Here is an 18,957-nt window from a genome sequence, read left to right as displayed (position 1 = left end):
CCTGGTCTGGATCATAGGCGGCGATCGCCGAGAAGGGCCGGCCGTCCCTACCCGGCCGTCATTCCGTTCAGGACCACCAGCACCACCAGGCTGAACGCATAGATGGCGGCGACCACGCCACCCAGGAACAGCACGTTGCCCAGGGTCAGCAGGGGATGCAACGTGCGCTCGCGGGCGCGGCGCGCGGCGCTGCGCAGTTCGGTGCCGGCCAGCACCACGAAGTAGTATCGGCGCCCGAACACGGGAATGGACAGCCGCACGTCGACGGCGTGGTCGCGCGGCAGCAGCGCGGCGAGCTGCTTGGTCTCGCTTGACGACGGGACGGGATCGGACTCGGGCGGGACAGGCCCTGGCGACGCGGTCATGGCGGGCGGCGCTCCTGCGATCCGGAGGGGTCAACCGGCCCCGAGTGTAATCGGTCGGTGTGGCCAAGACCATGCCCGTGAGCAGACGCATGACCGGACTCATCCGCTTGGCGGCGGGCGTGTCCGCGCCGCGCCGACCAAGGGGAGCGCGCACACGCAAACGGGGGGCGCCAAGCACCCCCCGAGTCCGGTCGGTCGCGGTCGCCGCGATCCCCTTGGTCGCCCTTACGGCACCCAGAACGGCTTGCGGGCCTCGTCCCAGGCGCTCAGATGATCGAGGCCGATGTCGCGCAACATGCGGTCGTCCATGGCCTGGAGCTGGGCGCGCGAGCGGGCGCGGTGGCGCCAAGCCACGACCAAGCGTGCCAGGCCGGCCGCGGCCGATTGCATGGTGGCGTGCCGGCTGGCCGACACCGCGCGCGGCAACGCCGTCGAGGCGGGCGCGATCCGGGGTGGAACGGAACACGTGGCGTGGGTCATCGCGCGATCTCCTTGCGGTCGGTCGGCGGGCGCGAAAGGCGCCGGCCCATGCCACCAAGGTGGATCACGGCCGTCCAGGCCACAAACGAGGAGTTCTCCGCCCAGGCATGAGCCGAATTCGGCCTTGGGCGTTGGCGACGGTCCCGTGCCGCGCGTCCCGGGCAGGGGGCGCCGTGGGGTGGGCGCGTCAGCCCGGCGACAGGTCGATCTGCATGTCCAGGGCAACGCCCCCCGATACACGCCGGACCGACTTTTCGGCGGCGCGCGGCAAGGGGATGCGCTGTTCCATGCAAAAGCGGATGACCGCCGCCGCGAGCAGCGTCGCGCTCAGCGTCATAACCTGTTCCTGGCGGTCCCTATGCTGCACGACGACCTCGACCTCAAGCGGATCCGCGCTCGTCACGCGGCTGGTCTGCAGGGCCGCCCCATGAAACACCTGATCCCGCGCCCGGACGAAGCGCCGCAGTGCATCCGTAAATTCCGCCTCGGACAACAGAATCCGACGCATTTCTTTCGCCATGGCGATGGGCCTTTCGCCGCCGAGGATCTCGGATCACGTCCGTTGGGTCTTGGCGCTTTCGTCCTGCGTCTCCATCCGGGCGCCCGGCAAGAGGATTTCAATCGACCCACAGGGCAACCTCACGGAAGGGATCAAGACTCAACCGAAATGACGCGTTGGGTTTCGAAGCACCCGCACGATAGAGCACATTGCACGGAAATGGAATCCTGTCCCGTTCCATTTTCAAGGGGGAGCCCTACCAGTCGAGACTATGCGGGGACGCAATGCAGTCGTCCGACGCGCCGCCAGCCGCGCGTCGTATCGCTCGCGCCAAAGAGTCAGCGCGCGACGATACCGAGGCGCGCCGGTGCGGCTCTCTAGAAGAAAGACTCTAGAGCAGATTCACGTGAAAACTCTGAATCGAATAGTTAGGGCGGAATCTAGTGCATTTTCGATCCAGGCAAATGATGTGCGTTGCATCTTTTGTCTGGATCAATGCACTAGGAATTCGGGGGGAAGTAACGGGAGGCGAGCGCCGCGGCGGACGTTCGGTTGCCGGCGCCCAGGGCATCCATGAGCGACCGGACATGGGTCTTGACCGTCGCCTCGGAAATACCGAGCTCGCGGCCGATTTCCTTGTTGGTGTGACCGCAGGCCAGAAGCTGGAGCACCTGGGCCTGCCGGCCGGTCAGGGTCGTCAGCACATCGTTCGGGACTTCGGCGTCCGCCTCGTGCGCAGGGTCGCCCCCGGCGGACGAAGCCGTCGCTTGGCCCGTGGCGGTCGGAGCGCCCTCCAGGAGGCCAATGACCTCCGTCCACAGATCGTCGAACCCGGCGAGCAGCGATTCCGCGTACTCAAAAAGAACGGCGTCGGCTCCGTCCGCGTCATTGAGCAGGGAGGCGGCCAGGTGGCGCGCATGTTCGTCCACCAGGATCACCAGTTGGCAGCCCCGCTCACCCCGAAGGACGCTGAACACGGCCACCAGGGGATGCGGGATCCCATCCCGCTTCACGACGGTCTGCATCCTGTGCCAGACGCCCTTGCCTGACTCCGTGGGCGTGCAGGGCGACGGCATCTGAAGGTATTCCGACAGCCGGCGCCCGACCGGCGGGGCGTCATCCGCGCCAACCGCACGCAGGAACACCGGGTTGGCGAACCGAACCGTGCCCTGCCCGTCCACCAGGACGACGCCCAGCAACCCCTTGGACAGGGCGTCGGCCAAGCCGCCGGCAACGGCCCGGCGCATGGTCTCCTGTGGTTCGAATTCCGCGATTCCGATCTTGCCGATCAACTGGCCCGTGCTTGGATTGAAGCAGCGCCGGCCTTCGACCCGGCAGTAAAGGGGCGTGCCGCGAACGGTCCGAGCTTGATGCATCGGGCTCAAGGGGCCCTCGCCCGTCGGCACCCTGCCGGCCCGTCGTAAATGCGCGTTCAGGGTCCAGGACCGATCCTCGAACACAGAACTGAACGCTTCGCCGATCAGTTCCGAGGGGTGCCGCTGCAGCACTTCCAAAGAAAGGCTTGAGATAAACCGCACCCTGTCCTGGGGATCGGTTTCCCAGACAATGTACGGAAGGATCGTCGTCAGGGCGAGGTAACGAACGTCGTGAGGTTCAGTCCATTTTGCTTGCCCGATATCGGAATACCGAAGCACCTCAGTCATTCCGCCACGCCTCCAGGTCGCGCACGGCGCCAAGAAAGCCCGGTTGACGACACCAGTGAGAGATCACGGACAGGGCCGTTTCCTCGCTGACGCGGTCGAAAAAGTCGGACAGGGTCGCGGGGTCTTCGTCCAAGCGGCCGGACGCGTGGGCCTTCAGGCGCGCGGCGGCGGCACTGAAATCCAGGAACTCGCGGCAGGTCATACCCAAGGCCCGGCACACGATGGCCAGCGATTCGCTGGTGCGTTCGACCAGAACGCGGCGCACCAGTACCTTGCGCAGGCCAAGGGACGTGCTGATCAGCGAGACGACCAGACGAATATCGCCCACGGCCATCGAAGAAATGACCAGCCGCTTGAGGCGGTCCCGATCACCCACCACCGCCTGCGCTAAGGCATCCGCCCGCACCTCGACGCCGTCCTCGTCCTTGAGGATCGCCGTGTCTTCCAGAACGGTTTCCAGGCTTTCGTCGATGGTCGCGGCGGGAACCGCCCAGTTCGCCAGGATGTACTGGCGCAACGCGGCGGAAACCCAGTGGTACAGCTTCTGCGCCAACTCAGTGGTCATTTCTGGCCGTTTGACCAGGGGCTCGTGGAACGTCCGTTCCGTTCGCGACCGCTCCACCAGGTAGGCCAGCGTCGCCTCGGCGATGGCCGCCGTCTCGTTGCGCAGCATTTCGACAATGACTTCGGACTCGCCGATGTGCGCGATGGTGTCCGACACGGTCTCGGAAAGATTGGCCCGTTTGGCGATCGTTAACCGATGCTCAATCGCCTTGTGCTTGATCAGTTCGATGAGATCCTCGTCGCGCAACACTTTACTGCGCAGGAGGATGGGATAGGCGATCTCGATCGGTTCGTTGGCCAGGAACCAGATCAGGTCATGGGGGCAGCCCTTGATGTCGGCCAAGACACTGACCAGGCGGTCGCGGATCGACCGCTCCACCGTGAAAATGATGGTGCGCAGGATGTCGCTCATCAGCGAGCGTTCGCTGTCGGACAGCGTGCCGGGACGCCCGTCCAACAAATCCATCATGAAGGAGGCCAGCGACTCGCGCGACTCCTGCGATCGCTGGCGTGCCAGTTCCAGCAGATGCCGGGTGTCAAATTGCCCGGTTTCCCCAAGCGAAGCGCTCGGGTTCTTGGCCGACGGGGCACTGTTTCCGTACACGTCGTTGTCCCCCTGATCCGTCATCGCCCACACTCACCAACTGGATCATTATACCGCCACGTCGCACAAATGACCACCAAGTTCGACTCGAGCAGTTGGTTGATGCCCGCTTTTCCGGCAATGCCCCTCGCCAAACGCGCCTTTCATAGGCCGGCCCCGCGATGGTAGAGGGAGACCTGCTCCGTCGGTTTCATTGCACCGGACCGGCCCATGCCGAGACCCGCCCACGCCCCGGCCGGAGTCCGGAGTGCAAGCGGGCCACGCCGCGCAGCGATCATCCGTGACCAACCACGGTCGGCTCACACCGTGGAATGCGAACGCAGGCTGCCGCGCTCCCGACCCCCTCGTCCGGCGCCCTGTTGATCACTTGCCCGACACGGGTCGGTGATTGCGACCAAGGAACGACATAGGGTCAGTCACGGCACTATACCATACGGCGGCGGACTTGCGGCGACCGATCTGCCAGGGCCGCTCCCCTCCGGGACCTGCTTCCCTGAGCGGGTCCGCCTCCGCCTCCGCCCCTTGCCGCGTCACGCCGCGTCCAGGCCGGCAATGGTGCACAGGTCTAGGGCGGATCGCGTCCCATTTGACCCGCTCGGCAGGGTAAATGGGACACGTGAATCCGCCCCAAATATTCGATTTAGAGCACACTCACGTGAACACTCTGAAACACGAGGTGATTCAGAGTGTTCACGATCTGCTCTAATACTGCCGCATCAGGCCCACCAGGCGCCCCTGCACCTTGACCCTGTCCGCTGGCAGCACCTGCGTCCGGTACGCCGGATTCGCGGGCTCCAGGGCGATCGACTGGCCCTTGCGGCGCAGGCGCTTGAGGGTTGCCTCGTGATCGTCCACCAACGCGACCACGATGGCGCCGGAGTCGGCCATATCGCAACTGCGGATCAGCACCGTGTCGCCGTCCAGGATGCCGGCATCGATCATCGAATCGCCATCCACTTGCAAGGCATAGTGATCGCCCCGCCCCAGCAGCCCGGCGGGCACCTCGATCAGGTTGGAAGCATCGGACAGGGCGGCGATGGGTGTACCGGCGGCGATCTTGCCCAACAGCGGCAGGTGCACGGCGTCGATGGCCTCGCGGACCGTGGCACTCGGCAGGCTGTGGCCACTGAAATCGCCCCGGATGACCTTTGGGTCAAAGTGGCCATGCACCGCCGGCTCCGGCGGGCGCGACTCGGCGACGGCAGGTTCGGCGGCCTCGCCCGGCCGGCGCAGGATCTCCAGGGCACGCGCCCGGTGGGGCAGGCGGCGGATAAACCCGCGTTCCTCCAGTGCCGAGATCAGCCGGTGGATGCCCGACTTCGAGCGCAGACCAAGCGCGTCCTTCATCTCGTCGAAGCTTGGCGCGACTCCGGTGGTACTCAGACGCTCGTCGAGAAAGACCAAGAGTTCGTGCTGCTTGCGCGTCAACATGCCGTTATGCCCCTTGCGCCGGCGTCCATTGCGCGTGTCGTCGGTCGCTGTTGTTGTTCCCTCTGAGCGGACCGGCCCAGGGCCTGCCCGCGCGCCTTCCACCCAGAGCACCGCCGATCCCATCGGTTCGCTCGTCGTTCCTGGTCACGGACCGTCACCCCGGCCCGTTACCCCGGCGGCGGGTGATCCCCGTCAAGGGCGAACGCCCGCGTTCCGCCTCCATTCGTTCTACTTTAGTTCCGGCAGCGGGGCAAAGGAAACAAGATGACAAAAGTTCTCGCCCCCACCCTGTGATGAGATCGCAACACGCGCGGCCATTCGGCCGAGCGGGTCTTTCAAGTCGCAACGCGAAGCGTCACCGGGGAGATGGAACGCCGCCGACGCCAAGGCGCACGTCGCATGGCAAAGACGCAACGCTTCGGTCGGCCGGTACGCGGTCTTTGGGTGCGGCACGTGTCGTTCAGCGATCTCGGCGATCGGTCATTTTGACCGCGCGCCGATGTCAGAAAGGCCGAAATCCCGGGGGCCGTTTGGGTGTTTCGCAAAATGGCATGGTCGGGGTGACGGGCGTGCCGCCGGATTGCCCAACGGGTACTGTACAACAGGATTTGTTATAGCAAAGATCACTTGCGACAAGAGGCGCCTCCTCGCGCTCTGGCCCGCGCGCCAGCCAATAAAAGGCCGGCATATTATTAAACATACGCAACGGACAATCTAGAAAGTACACAAGGAAGCAGCGGGAAGTCGATCAGACCGTTAGTCTCCGCCGAAAACAGACCGCGCACTGCTTTGCGCCGACACCTCGAACTCGATCCGACCTCCATTCTATATATCTTTTGTCCGGCCGGCACAGCCCCCCTTTTCAGTTGGCACACGACTTGCCATTATTCGGGAAACACATTCCCCCTGACGGTCTGCCCGACGCGCGCTCCCGCGCGAGCCGGGACGCCGCCTGGGCCGATCTGCCCGAGGAGCGGCGCCATGCACATGCCCTTTCCACTGTTCGGCGATCCGGGAAGCGGTCCCGGAGGACCCGGTCCCGACACACCGGTCGTCTCCCTCATTGTGGCGGGCTCGGCCGATCCCGGCGCCTTGCGCGAGACGCTGACCTCGATGCTGGCCATCACCAGGCCGTCGCACGAGGTGATCGTCGTCGATACGGGCCTCGGGCCGGCGTGCAGCGCGGTCATCCGGGACTTTGTCCGCCTTGACCCGACCGTGCGGCCGCACCACGCGGAGGGCCTGACCGTCACCACCGCCCTGAACGCCGGCGCGACGCTGGCGCGCGGCGCGGTGCTGGCCTTCGTCGTGCCGGGAACCTGCGTTCCCCCGGCGATCGCGAGCACGCGCTGGGACCTTCTGGAGCGGCGGACGGATACCGTGGCGGCGATGGTCGGGCACGATCCGGGCGACGAGGCGGTCGCCCCGCTGACCCCGGCGGCGTTGATGGACGGAATCGCCGCCACACACGGGGCGCCGCTGGCGATGACCCGGACCGCGTGGGAGATGGTCGGCGGCTTCGACGAGACCCAGCCGGAAACGATGATCGAGGACTGGATTCTACGTGCGCTGAAGGCCAGCCCGCGGTCCGTGTTCAGGCTGGGGCAGGCGTCTCTCCCGCCTGAGGCGCCGGTGATGACCGCGGCGCTGCCGCTGCCGTCCATAGGCGCGTGGGACCGGCTGTGGCAGCGCGCGGCCGCGCTCGATCCGGCCGCGTCGACCGGACGGGACAAGGCGCGCGCCCGTCACCGCCGCGCCCTGGCCGTGGCCAAACGCCGCGCCGGCGCGCCGCGCAGCCTGGCGCTGGGGATGCTGGCGCAGGCCGTGATGGAGTGGCCGGGGATGCTGACGGCGGAGCCGCGCGGCGTGTGGGATGCGGCCCGGGCGTTGATCCGGTCGGGCGGAAAATAGCCCGTCGGCGTGGGCCGCTGTCCGGTGCGTGCGGCGCATGGCCTCGGCGCCCGACACCCGCGCCCGGCTGCGGTCCGTAGCGTATCGGATCCCAGTCGCGTGTGGAGGTCATCCCAGAACGAGACGCCGAGCTTGCGGCAGGTCTTGTTCAGGCCGAGGAAGGCGTCACGGCAGTCTCGCCCGTGGTCGCTGTGGGTGGTGGCGCTGACCTTGCGGCGGGTCACATGGCAGCGGATGTCGTTTTCCGAGCCGTTGGTGTGCAGCGGGATCTCCGGCCGATCCAGGACGCGCAGGAGTTCGTCCCTGTTGGCCCGCAGTCGGGCCAGCAGGCGACCCAGGGTGACGAACCCGGTTCGGCGCCTGAAGATGCGCGCGAACCGGGCCTTCAGTTCGGCCTTGCGGCGCGGCATGGGCGCGGCGCGGTAGGCCTTCAGGTCGGTGTAGAACCGCCAGATCAGGGACCGAACCGTTTCCTTGGCGTGGCGGGCCGCCTCGGTGAAGGTGTCGAGCTTGTGAACCAGCCGCTCGGCGTGGACCCAGCACGACGCGTGCTCGCCGACATTGAACTGCCCGGCATCGTCGGAAAGGATGACGGCGGTCTCCAGGACGCCATGGGCGTGACGGCGCCCCACAACGCGATCCGCCCTAAGCGAGCCGAGGGATCTCGAGCCGCGGTGTGATGGACGGCCAGCAAGAACGGTCCACCTTTTCGATGGGCGGTATTATTCAGCCTGTTCGCCGGAGGTCGACGCCGAGAGGGCCCTCAACTCCCGTTCATAGCGTTCAGCCACCTGCGGGCGATCCTGGTCTCGCAGGGTGCGGGCGGCCCGCGCCAATTCGCCCGCATAGGCGGCCTGGGTCATCTCCCCGTGCTCCGTGGCCAGCTTGGCGTGTGCCATCGCCATGTCGATGAGCGTGACCGCGCCGAGCGATGTCGCCGCGTCATTGCCCTCCGCCAAGCGCAACAAAATGCGCGGTTCCGCCTGGACGTCCGGAAGATCGAGCGCGCGAACGTCGAGACCGTGCGGTCTGTCGGTCACCAGCGAACCGTCCGTGCTGAACCAGCGCCGGCGGACAAGCAGCCCCGAGGCCACGACCCGATGCTCGGTCATGGTGACGGTGCCCGCTTGATCGAGACGAAATGCCGCGTGGAGCAGTGTGTTGCCCCGCAGAACGGCCGCCGTGGCCCGCCATCCCCCGGGCGCATCCGGATCGCGCCAGACCGCCAGAGGGCGGATCAAGGCCCCGATCCGCTCCCGCGTGCTCGGATCGACGCCCGGCTGCAGGTGTAGATCGGCCAGGCTCTCGACAATGCGGTCGGGCGGTCCGCTGCCGTGCGGGGCCGTGTAGGCTTGTCGGAACTTAAGGTACCCAGCCGCCAGCGAGTGGGTATCGATCTCCAGGCCGCTGCTGTTGGCGGCAACAATGTACAGTTCCGTGCCGTCCAGAAGACGGGTGACGCCTTTCGCCCGCAAAGCCCCCAGGGACAGGATGCGACCATCCGGTCCCGGATACTCAGCTTCGAGAACCCGGGCGTCCTGGTAGAACGGGAGACGCAAGGTCCGAATGCGGATGTATTGCCGGCGGTTCTCTCCAGGCACATGATGCTGCATGGCCTTGAGATGGCCGACGGCTGTCTCGAAGTCCGCGCCAACCAGCGTGGTCCATGGCCCGGACATGAGAGGCGGCGCCTCCCAGCCGATGGAGCCGTCCGGGACGCCGGCCTGTGCGCTCGATCCGGCGGCGGTTGGCAGGTCCAACGGGCGGAAATCGATGGCGTGCGCTCGATTTCCGTGCGCCGGGTCCGTCTCGGTGGGCGGACGCTGCAGGCGCGTCGTGACGCGGTCCGCCTGGGACTGGAGATCGACAATCGTGTCTTGAAACGCGGAGGGAGAGGGCGCCGCTGTTTCAAGGGCCTCGGTCAACGCGATCCAAGAGTCGAAACGGGTCCTTGGATCGCCGGGAAGCGTGTCCAATCCGTCCAAAATCTCCGTGACCTCGGCAAACAGGGCCTTGGCGGCTGCCCAGTCCCCTGTCTTGGCCTGGGCTTTGAGCGCGCGTTGGGCATAGGCCAAGAGGTTCTGCAGCCGCGCCGCCGTCGGGGCGTCCGCGGCCATTGCCTTGGCGAAATCGCGCGCCGCCCTTGCATAGGCCTCCCCAGCCTCCTGCCACCGGTCCTGTTCGGCGCGCGTATCCGCCAGGCGCGCACGCAAAGCGCCCCGGTCCTGATGCCAAACCGCGCCCCCGCCGGTCAGGGACAACAGCACTGCGTTTTGCCGCAGGGCGTCGTCGAGCGCCTGGTCAAGCAGGCGCGTCTCCGTCATTTGTTCGGCGATTCGCACCAAATCAGTGAGTGCGGCGTGCCGGTCGATCTCCGTCGGCAAGCTGGCGGTCCCGTCGGCCGGCGGCCGGTCTGGCAGGGTGTCGAGAGCGGCCATGGCCGCTTCCTTCGCCTCCAGCAGGAGACGGCGCCTCGACGCATCGTCGGCTCGCGCGGGTCCGGCCTCGGCCCGTTTCAACAGGTGGCGCGCCAGCCCCTGTTTCGCGAGGAACTTGAACCGCGCCAAGGCGGGATCGTCCACGCCGTCGGCCGCCAAACCGTCGACACGCGTGGTAATGCGGGCGAAGGCGGCGCGGGCATCCTGGCTGCCCACCGCGCGATGCGCGCCGGTGACGTAGTCCGCCCAGTTCGCGGTCGCGAACACATCGCGGGTCAGACCCCCGTCCCTGAGACTGGACAGGGCGATCTGGCGCGCGGCCAGGGCGTCGCCCAACGACAGGGTCGCGTTGGAATGCGCCGACGCCCACTGTGCCCGCCGGCCCAGCGCGTGGGTCAGGATGTGCCGCCATTCCAGGTTCAGGAAATCCTGCTGGACAAGGCCGAACAAGCGCTGGATGGCGCGGGTCGCCAACGCTGTGGCGTCCTGTCCACCCCGTTCGGCGAGGTTCGCCGCCCGGGTCAGGTCCATGCTGGCCTCGATATAGACGAGGGCCGGATCCGATGGCTCGACGAAAACCGAGGCCACTTCCGCCGAAATCTCCGACGCGCGTTTGTGCCGGTCCTCGAAGTCGCGCGCTCCGGTTCCCGCCGCGAAGGCGGCATCGCCCACGGCGAGCTTGGCAAGGTGGAAGGCGATGAGGCGTGCCGCGCGGGTGTCGCCATTGTCGCGGGCCCGTTCGAGGTCGGCCCGGCGGCGCTCCACCGCCGCCATATGCTCTTCCTGGTAGGCCAGGGTGTCGCGTCTGGCGATCATCAGGGTGATCCGAAGATCGTCCATCCATGCCCTGAGCTCTGCAACGTCGGAAGCCGTGACCTCCGTCTCCGAGGCGGACAGGCGGGCCAGGCTGTCCTCTGCGCTGCGGAGATGGCGCTCCACGGCGGCTTGATCGAAGGCCTGCCATCGTCCCAAGGCCAAAGCGACGTTCACCCGGGCCTGGGTCAACGCCGCCGGCCGGGCCTTGTCCCAGCCGCGTGTGTCGATGGTGTCCGGATCGATCGTCGCCAATTGTCGGGCGGCGTTTTGCGCGCTGTCTTCCGCCGCGCGGTGATGACCGACGAGGGCAAGCATGTATGCGGTCGACGCCAGGACATCCGCGTACCGCAACCTCAGTACCTGGTCGTCTTCAACCTCCGCCACGAGGTCGCCGAGATTTCCCTCGATCCTGTCGGCGACGTAAAGCTTCTCCTCGACGGGGACGCTCCAGTTGGTTTGCAGGCCCTCGATGATGTCCAGGGCGAGGCCGTCGACCACATTCAGGGCGATCTGGTAGTTGCCGGCCGCCTCATTCCGGGCGGTTTCCGCCTGCATGTACGACCAAGCGGCGAGCACCGCGACGCCCGCGAAGACCGCCGCGGCCATGGTGGTGAGCCTCTGGCGCCGCCGCGCCCGCCGGCCCGAAGCGCGGATGAAGCCGCGCGTGTCCTCGGTCAACTCATCCTGGAACCGGGCGGCGAGGGATTCCGCCTCGGCCAGCGCGACGCCTGGGGGGATCAGGCGGTCGCGGGGGCGGTTGCTGGTCTGCCAGCGGACGCGGGCGTCCTCCACATCCTGGCGGATGCGGAAGAAGTCCACGTTGTCGGCGACGATCTTGCGTGCGAGCGCCCAGCTTTCCAGGACGCGCTGGTGCGCGAGCTGAACGTGCGCCTTTGGGCCGCTTCCGGACAGATACAGAATACGCGCTTCGATCAAGGCCTCCACGAGCCGGCGTTGCGCCGGGTCGCCCGTGGCCGTGCGCCAGGGGATCGGCCGCACGGCCATGCGGCGCGAGGCCTCGCTGGCCGAGCCCGCGTTGGTGGCTGGCACGACCATCAGGCGGAGCAGGCGCGGCAAGGTTTTCCGGTCCGCCTCGCCGAGATTGGCGATGGCCCGGTCGGCTTCCTGATTGATGGCCCCGTCAAGCCCCCCCATGGCGTCGTAGGCGGCATGGGTCAGCCGGATTTCGCCGCTCGCCTCGCTCCGGACCTCGAACAGCCGGTTCAGCGTGAACTGGACCAGGGGCAGCATGTCGGGCCGATCGGCCTCGGCCAGAATCCGCTCGTCGAGACCGGTACCCTTGGCATCGACCTCGTAGACGAGGGCGGCCGCCCGTGCCGGGGCGCGGATGATCTCGGCCATCGCGTCCATGCCGGGCGGACGGAGATCGACGTGGGCGCCGTCGCGCTTCAGGGGCAGCAGGTTGGGGTCGGCAATGAAGGCTTCATAGTAGTCGGCTCGCAGCGTGCCGATCACCCAGACGCGTCGCGTCTCCACAAGCGCCCGCAGCAGGGTTGTGAACGCGGTTCTGTCTGCCTGATCCACGGCGTCGGCGAAAAGCTGCTCGAACTGGTCCACGAGGAGCAAGAGGCGGACGGTGACCGGCCTGTCGAACGCTTCCGTGCGCCGGGTTTCCTCTGCCACGCGGTCCAATGCGGCCAGGATGGGGCCTGTTGCCGCAGTGGTGTTCGTGCCGGCGAGCAACGCCGCAAGGGCGTCCGGGGTCGCGAAGTCGCCGTGGGCAAGTTCCGGCAGGGCGCGCGGCCAGCCCTCATCGTCCGGCTCCATATCCCGCTCGGCCGTGAACAGGCGCGCGGCCAGGGCCGCAACGGGCCCGTCGGGATGTTCACCCGGACAGAGGCTGGCCACCCGCCACAGGTCGACGTCCGAGACCGCGCCCGGCGCGGTCAGATGCGGGATCAGTCCAGCGCGCGCCAGGGAGGATTTTCCGGAACCACTTGGGCCGACCAGCAGGAGCGCCGGTGTGCCCCGGTCCGCCGCATCCTTGAGCGCCTCGGCGGCGCGCAGGGTTTCACGCCGGCGACCGAAGAAGACGGCGGCGTGCCGGGCGCCGAACGCGGCAAGGCCTCGAAAAGGCGAGCCCTTGAGGTGGATCGGCCACTCGACCAGCTGGCCCGTGTTCAGATGGTCTTCGACCCAGGTTTGGAGGAGATCCTCCACCTGACCTTCCAACACGTCGACGCTGTCATATCGATGGAAGGCAGCCTTGAACTGACCGGTATCCGTCTCGAACCAGGACTGGAAGAACCCCTTCAGGCGTTCCCAGTCCTCCCGGGTCTGGGTCAGCGCCGCGGTGTCGTCGATATTGCCCACCTGGGGTGGGTGCGCGTAGCGGAACACGTAGACGTCGGGGGTCCCTTTGTGCTGGCTGGTGTGGACCGCCGAGAGGATCTCGTAGGCGGTCCCGCTGGGATATGGCGCGCCGTCCGACATCCGCTTGAAGTCCTCGGGCAGCGGCGTCCCCAGTCGGTGGCGCAGAACCGCCAGGACGATGTCGCACTCCGCCGCTTCCGGAATCTGGGTCTGGAAGGTGCTGGCCGCCGTGTAGTAGCCCGATTCCCAACGGATCGCCTTGAGGCGGACGGAGCCCCCTATCAGGCCGTTTAGTCGATCGATTGCCCTCTCAATGCGGGCGCGTTCCGCCTGTGCATCCCCTGGGGATGAAATGAAGACCCGGACGTCACCCACTGCCCCCTCCAACAAGATCAAATCGGAATCGCCTAAATGCTTTGCCGGCCAATTCGGGGAGTCACGTCCCCAGGCACGAGAATCGGCGCCGTATTCAATTGTCGACTGCTGGTTTCACCGTTCACCTTCCGTCGCCGCGGGGCGACGGACTGACGATTGAAAGGCCGAGCCCGGGTGCCGCCTCGCGGCAATACCATTCAACAGCACCTTGCCGACGAATCTGTTCCGTGCCCCTTGACAGAAAATCTATAATAGGATAAACACCACAAAATGCAATATTTAAATACGCCTCCCTATGGTTCATGGGTTCGGGGACAAAGAAACGATATTTCCCTTTGATCGTATTGGCATTCCGATCGTCGAACGCTTTCTTTGTATTGGAGGGGGGCTAGTGTTGGACGAGGAAGACCGTTTATCAAAGCATGTACGGTGCGCGGTTCTGTGCGTCGGTTTGTTTTTGTTTTTAAGTCCGGGGCCTGCCAGTGCGACGCCGGGCGGTGCCGACTCTTGTCGCAGTGCGCTGAAAGAATTTGTCGCCGCGCTCAAGCAGGCTGATATCACGACAGCCAGCGGTCTGATCGAGGACATCGACCTCTATTGCCCGCCGCAGAACCGGATCGATGCGCGGTCGAACCTTGGCCTGTTGGCGGCACGACTTGCTCGGCTCAGGCTCGAAAAGGGCGAGGACGTTTCCGGCGTCATCGCGGACGCCGAGGCCTTTCTCGCGTACGGGGATCATTGGGAATTGCGGCGTCTGCTCGGCGAACTCGCCATGTCCCGGAAACGGTTCAGCGACGCCACCGAGCAGTACTTCAAAGCCCTCGAACTGATTGACGATACGCGCTTCACCCGCACGCCGCCCGACCAGGAGACGATCCTGGCGGTGCACGACGCGGCATCGGAGGCGCTGTCCCTCAGTTCCATTCCGGTGGAGCCCACGACCCGCGGCGGCGCGCCGACGCCTTACTTCGCGCCGACCGTTCGGGGCATCGCCGTTCCGAAAAAGACGCCGCAAATCACGTTTGTCACAAACAAGGCCGAGTTCGATCCCCGTGGCCAGGTTTCGGCCGAGCGGCTGTTGCCGATCCTGCGCAAGGAAACGCCCCATTCCGTCACTGTGATCGGCCACACCGACGATCGAGGATCGGATATCCACAACCTGGAGCTGTCAAAGCGGCGCGCGCTCCGCCTCAAGGATTATCTTCAGGCCAACGGCTTCCCGGGATCCGTGCGGGTGCGGTGGTGCGGCGAACGGGTGCCTGTGCGGCTGAGCAATCCGGGCGGATACACTCAGGAGGAGCGCTGGCAAATCAACCGCAGGGTCGAGGTGTTCTACGGCCAGGGTGGCGTATCCGAGGAGCGCTATGGTGTCTGTGCCCAATAGAGTGTGCCGACCCGTGGCGTCCGCGCTGTTGGCCGGCAGTCTTGCCGGCGCGGCGCTGCTGGGCATGGTGTCCGATCCGGCTCTCGCGCAAGCGCAGGCCGGCGAGTGGCGGGCGGTGGTGGTTGGCATCGACGACTACCGCGACCCGGAAGGCATCCTCTCGGACCTGAGCGGCGCGGTCAATGACGCGCGGGATATCGCCGAGACGCTGCGAACGCTGGGCATCACGGATCTGTCGGTGCTTCTCGACGACCAGGCGACCCGGGGGGCCGTTGTGGGGGCATGGGATCGCGCCCTGGCGCGCGCGCACCCCGGTGACCTGCTGTTGCTGACGTATGCCGGCCACGGAATGCAGCGCGTCGCCGCCGTCGATAGCGAAGAAGCGGACGGCTACGACGAGTTCCTGGCCCTGCACGCCTTCGAACGGCGCGGACCCGGGCGCCAGGATTTCATCCTGGATGACGAGATCGGCGCGTTTGTTGACAAGGCTGGCGACAAGGGCGTCACCGTCGCCCTTGTCGTCGACGCCTGCCACTCGGGAACGACCTTCCGCGCCGTCGACCGGCGCGTGCGACCGCGCTACCGATTCTCGAACGTCAAGGTCGAGGGCGACCTTATGGCGGACCTCGATGAGTCGATGCTGTTCGAGGGATTGGACGTGGACTCAGGGGGCGCCGAGGAGACGATCGCCGACAACCTGTTTTCGTTTTCCGCCGTGCTGGATGACAGCCTCGCGCCGGAGATCGCCTTGCCCGACGAGTCCGGACAGGCGGTGCCGCGCGGCGCCCTGAGCTACTACTTCGCCCGGGGCCTGCGCGGCGCGGCGGATGCCGACCGGGACGGCGTGCTCAGGTTCGATGAGTTCAAGGACTACATCATCCGGAACATCAGGACCGCAACGCAGGGCCAGCAGATTCCCAGCATCGTCGCCAGTGACGAGAACTGGCACGCGGACTTGTCACCGGCCGCTGGCGCTCACTCCTCGCCCGCTCCCATGCCCGATCGGCCCATCCGGCTGGCCGTGCACGGAGAGGTCGCCGCGAGGCTGCCGCCACTGGAGGGCGTTCAGGTCGTCGCGGTAACCGAGACGCCGGACATCGTCTGGGATCCGGCGACCGGCGATGTGATCAGTGGCATTGATACGGTGGTCGCCGAGGACATCGACGCCGACGCATTGCAGGGCGTTGTGAGCAAGGCTCGCGCCCATCTGCGGTTCGCCGCGCTGGCCGAAATGGCCCCCTTGACAATCGCGGCGTCGCCCCCGAAGCCGACCTACGCCGACGGGGAACTGGTGACGCTGATCATGGACGACCTCACGTACCCTTACTTGACGCTCGTCAATCTGGCCAACGACGGCACCGTCCAGTTCCTTTACCCTCTCGATGCGGTGGAAGCCGGGCCGCGCGATCCGGCCGAGCCGTTTATCCTGGAGGATATCCTGGTCGGCCGCCCCTACGGGGCCGATCTGCTGGTCGGCCTCGCCACGGATCGCCCATTGCCCGACATGGTCGAAGCGTTGCGTGGCCTGGACGGCACGACGCGTGCGCTTGATGTGCCGGACAGGATGGAAGAGCGATTGCGATCGGCGTCCTATCGGTTGGGATTGTTCGCCTTGTACACCTGCGCACAAGGGGCCCCGCAATGCTGAACCGTTCAATCCTGGGGGTGCTGCTGATCGCCGTGGCCGCGGTGGCGGTCCTGTTTGGAAGCAACAGCGCGCGGGCAGAGGGCGGACTGCCGCGGTTCGAAATCGTTCGGGGCGGGACTCAAGACCCGTCCGGTGACCAGGCGAGCGGTGAGGACCGCCTGGTGCGCCCCGCCAACCGTCCCGTCCTCCCCTCGGGGGGGACGCGGATCATCGGCGGCAGGCCCGCTCGCGCGAACGCTTGGCCGTATCAGGCCTTCCTCTTCATTGCAAAGCGCGAGGGGAACATCATGTGCGGCGGGACCGTGGTCGCGCCCCGCTGGGTGCTCACCGCCGCGCATTGTGTTTACGATGAGGATAACCGCGTCATCCTGGATCCGGTCCGGGGGACCGCCACGGTCATTGTGCAGGCCGGCAACGTCCGTCGGCCCGACGTGGTGGCGCCCGGCAAGGTCCGTACCTATGGCCCCGCGTCGCAAGTCACTCGGGCCATTGTTCATCCGGACTACATTTCCACGAACGGAGAGCTGCACGACATTGCGCTGCTGGAACTGGAGGACGACCTTGACGTGCCGACCGTCCGCCTCGGTGTCGGACCGGTTGCCGCGCAGGTCGAGCAATCCGGCCAAGACGCGGTCGTCGTCGGCTGGGGGCGGACGGATCGACGCGGGACCGCCACGTCGGAACAGCTCCTGCGCGCGGAGGTTCCGGTGGTCTCGGTGCCGGACTGCCGGCGTCAGATGACGCCGAACCTGAGGGGGCTGATCACCGAGAACCAGATATGCGCCGGCGTTGGGGTCTCCGATACCTGCAAAGGGGACTCCGGGGGGCCCATTCTGACCCGCGCGGCGGACGGGCAATACTATCAAATCGGATTGACCAGTTGGGGCCCCGGCTCGGAGGCCGTCCCGTGCCTTCCGAAACCCAGCGTCTACACCCGCGTTTCGGCGTACGCCTCGTGGATCGAGCAATACGTCGCGCTCCCGCGCTACAATGGCCAGCCGGCACCGCCGCCGCCGCCGACCCCCACGGATTCAGACCGCGCGCTTGTCATCGGCATTGACGACTATGTCGGCGACCTCAACGACCTGGTCGGCTCGACCGTCGACGCCGACAACATGGCAACCCTCCTGGTCGAGCATTTTGGCTACCAGACGGATCAGGTGAAGGTTCTCAAGGACTCCGCCGCCACACGCGACGGCATTCTCGCCGCGATCGAGAGCTGGCTTGTCGAGGGTTCGAAACCCGGCGGCCGGGTGTTCCTGTCGTTTTCCGGACATGGTTTCAGCGTGGCGGATGATGACGGTGACGAAAGCGACGGAACCGATGAGGTTCTGGTGGCCCAGGATGGATCCGCCCAGGAGGACGGCGTCAAGAACGTCATCCGCGACGACGAGATCCGCGCGCTGCTGGCGCGGATACCCGACAGACAGGTCACCGTGGTTATCGACAGCTGCCACGCGGGGACCATGACGCGGGGTTTCGGTCCCGCCCAGAACCGAAGCCTGCGCCGTATGCCGTCAGGAACGCCGTGGCGGGCGGTGGCGAGCCCCACGCGGGGAAGCACGCGCGCGGCTCAACTGGCGCCTGGATTCGAGGCCCTGGACAGCCATGTCACGACCTGGACGGCGGTCAGCCCGAGCCAGCTCGCGCTGGTCGACGACGAGACTCCTGTTCCCCAAGGGGTCTTCACCGGGCGTTTCGTTGCCGGCATCGCCGAATTGAAGGCCGATTTCGACCACGACGGCGTCGTCAGCCATGCCGAGTTGCTCGACTACGTGACGGAGGAATCAGAGGCGTACTGCCAGCGGAACCGTGACATCTGCGGGCTTGGCCTGACGCCGGGTCTGTCGGCGCGGCGGGCGGTCCTGAGTTCAGACGTCGTCACGGGCGCGGCGGCGAACGATCCGGGAGACGCCATCAATGGGGGACTCAATCCGCCGCCGTCCGAGGCCCAGTTGGCCATCCGGGTCGAACCCACCCCGGACCGGCCCATCGGCGACCGCATCCGCATCCGGGTCGATACGGACCTGGGGGGACACTTCACGCTGTTCGAGGTTGGCCCGTCGGGCACCGTAAGTCGCGTCATCCCGGCTCCACAATCCTACATCGACCGGTATGTCATTCGGCCGGGACAGTCACAGGTTGTCCCCGATGTCTTGAACACTGGCTACGAATGGTTCACCGTTGCGCCCCCGGCGGGCGAGTATCTGCTGGTGGCCGTGGTGTCCGAGGCGCCCCTGGATCAGGCCTTGTTGGACGAAGTGCTGGCGGTCTCTGGTCCTCAGGCTTTCATCGATACCTTGGCGAAACAGCTGCGTCAGCCTACGGTCGGCGCGGATTCCAACGTTCGGCGGGCGCGCTGGTCCATGGCCAAGTCGACCTACCGGGTTCTCCCCTGAACGGCGCGTGCGGGCGGAGGGTGATCCGGGCCCAGTGCCAGTCAG

Annotated in this window: 11 protein-coding genes and 1 pseudogene; 4 read left to right on the top strand and 8 right to left on the bottom strand. The window is 66.6% G+C overall.

Translation table 11 applies throughout. From position 1 onward, the window contains the following. Positions 1-47: 47 nt before the first annotated feature. The 6 genes from Q0309_RS02910 to lexA all read right to left on the bottom strand — a co-directional run bounded on the left by Q0309_RS02910 (position 48) and on the right by lexA (position 5,607). The gene (locus Q0309_RS02910; protein WP_299437269.1) at positions 48-365 is read right to left on the bottom strand and encodes a hypothetical protein; all 318 of its coding nucleotides are present in this window, start codon (positions 363-365) and stop codon (positions 48-50) included. Positions 366-590: 225 nt separating this feature from the next. After that, a complete protein-coding gene (locus Q0309_RS02905) occupies positions 591-845 on the bottom strand; it encodes a DUF1127 domain-containing protein (RefSeq protein WP_299437267.1) in 255 nt (84 codons plus the stop codon). A 187-nt stretch (positions 846-1,032) separates the two neighbouring features. Beyond that, on the bottom strand, positions 1,033-1,365 hold the full coding sequence (locus Q0309_RS02900; RefSeq protein ID WP_299437265.1) for a hypothetical protein: 333 nt from the start codon (positions 1,363-1,365) through the stop codon (positions 1,033-1,035). Positions 1,366-1,844: 479 nt separating this feature from the next. Continuing rightward, positions 1,845-2,720 (bottom strand): LuxR C-terminal-related transcriptional regulator, encoded by an 876-nt coding sequence (locus Q0309_RS02895; protein ID WP_299437263.1) that lies wholly within the window; start codon positions 2,718-2,720, stop codon positions 1,845-1,847. A gap of 280 nt (positions 2,721-3,000) precedes the next feature. Further along, positions 3,001-4,200 carry a DUF2336 domain-containing protein gene (locus tag Q0309_RS02890; protein WP_299437261.1) on the bottom strand — a complete coding sequence of 400 codons (1,200 nt, stop codon included), beginning with the start codon at positions 4,198-4,200 and terminating at the stop codon, positions 3,001-3,003. 678 nt (positions 4,201-4,878) lie between these two features. After that, a complete protein-coding gene (gene lexA / locus Q0309_RS02885; protein ID WP_299437259.1) occupies positions 4,879-5,607 on the bottom strand; it encodes a transcriptional repressor LexA in 729 nt (242 codons plus the stop codon). A 981-nt stretch (positions 5,608-6,588) separates the two neighbouring features. Here lexA and Q0309_RS18560 point away from each other — a divergent pair. Next, positions 6,589-6,903 (top strand): annotated as a pseudogene (locus Q0309_RS18560) (glycosyltransferase family A protein); the annotation flags it as partial. A gap of 449 nt (positions 6,904-7,352) precedes the next feature. Here Q0309_RS18560 and Q0309_RS02880 read toward each other — a convergent pair. Continuing rightward, positions 7,353-8,150: a transposase gene (locus Q0309_RS02880; RefSeq protein WP_299437257.1), complete on the bottom strand. Its 798-nt coding sequence runs from the start codon at positions 8,148-8,150 to the stop codon at positions 7,353-7,355. A gap of 90 nt (positions 8,151-8,240) precedes the next feature. Beyond that, entirely contained in the window at positions 8,241-13,481 is a 5,241-nt protein-coding gene (locus Q0309_RS02875; protein ID WP_299437255.1) for an AAA family ATPase, read from the bottom strand. Positions 13,482-13,875: 394 nt separating this feature from the next. Between Q0309_RS02875 and Q0309_RS02870 the strand changes: the two genes are divergently transcribed. The 3 genes from Q0309_RS02870 to Q0309_RS02860 are packed head-to-tail and all read left to right on the top strand — an operon-like array spanning position 13,876 to position 18,912. Beyond that, entirely contained in the window at positions 13,876-14,865 is a 990-nt protein-coding gene (locus Q0309_RS02870; protein WP_299437253.1) for an OmpA family protein, read from the top strand. A 13-nt stretch (positions 14,866-14,878) separates the two neighbouring features. After that, positions 14,879-16,513, top strand: coding sequence for a caspase family protein (locus Q0309_RS02865; protein WP_299437252.1), 1,635 nt, complete (start codon positions 14,879-14,881; stop codon positions 16,511-16,513). Between the two features lie 17 nt (positions 16,514-16,530). Then, a complete protein-coding gene (locus Q0309_RS02860) occupies positions 16,531-18,912 on the top strand; it encodes a trypsin-like serine protease (protein WP_299437250.1) in 2,382 nt (793 codons plus the stop codon). The last annotated feature ends 45 nt before the right edge of the window (positions 18,913-18,957 follow it).

It is taken from the genome of uncultured Rhodospira sp. (assembly GCF_937138205.1).
Taxonomy (GTDB): domain Bacteria; phylum Pseudomonadota; class Alphaproteobacteria; order Rhodospirillales; family Rhodospirillaceae; genus Rhodospira.
The sequence above is the reverse complement of the archived record's forward strand: the minus strand, read 5'-3'. Positions and strand labels throughout refer to the sequence as shown.